General features: G+C 53.2%; 1 protein-coding gene and 1 pseudogene. Both read left to right on the top strand.

Annotated features, from left to right (window positions below; all coding sequences use genetic code 11):
• Window positions 1–352 (top strand): annotated as a pseudogene (locus P7F28_RS09795) (hypothetical protein); the annotation flags it as partial.
• Window positions 353–441: 89 nt separating this feature from the next.
• Window positions 442–582: a hypothetical protein gene (locus P7F28_RS09790; protein WP_277184299.1), complete on the top strand. Its 141-nt coding sequence runs from the start codon at window positions 442–444 to the stop codon at window positions 580–582.
• The last annotated feature ends 110 nt before the right edge of the window (window positions 583–692 follow it).

Genomic DNA, 692 nt, shown 5'->3' with positions numbered 1-692 from the left:
TGACCTGCTCAATCTTGTGCGCAAGGAGATCAGTGTTGTGGACGCGGCGTTCCTCATTGATCTGCTTTCACGAAATGAAGACGACTGGGAAAAGCGCGGGCCGATTTTCGGGATGATTGCAAAAAAAATCTCGGATAGCAAAATCACGTTTAGCGAGTTTTGGCCAGTTGATACGGTTCTCAACGATGCTGCCCGTTATCGAAAGCTCCAGCAACTTGTCAAACGCATCTACATCGACGGAATCGCGTCGTATCAATTTCCTCGCATCCCCGCCATGGGCGGCGAGGACACCTGTTTCGAAAATGCCGTGAACTGGGCGGTCGACGATCTTCCTGATCGCAATCGTTGGTAGCATACGAGCAGGCTTGACTTCGCGGCCCGGCAACCATACTGAGCCTAGATCTGGTCGCCGACCAGCCCTTTATCTTCCGGACAAACCGTATGTCACCCTTGGAATTTATCCGCGCCGCTTATCAGTTACGCGCAACGCACGCTCCCCATCTCGCCGTTGTTCTCGCCTTGGGCGTGATTTTGACGTATCACCTCCTCGTCGATACATCGCCGGATTGGTTCTTCCATTGATCGCCAACGTTCTCAGGAAGCTTCAGATTATCCTGATAATCTGAAGCTTCGCTTCGCGCACCAATTCCGTGCCTAACCCAAGGCATAGCCGCACTTAGGCGCCGTGCCTC

Origin of the sequence: Caballeronia sp. BR00000012568055 (genome assembly GCF_029439455.1) — a bacterium.
GTDB lineage: Bacteria > Pseudomonadota > Gammaproteobacteria > Burkholderiales > Burkholderiaceae > Caballeronia.
The sequence above is the reverse complement of the archived record's forward strand: the minus strand, read 5'-3'. Positions and strand labels throughout refer to the sequence as shown.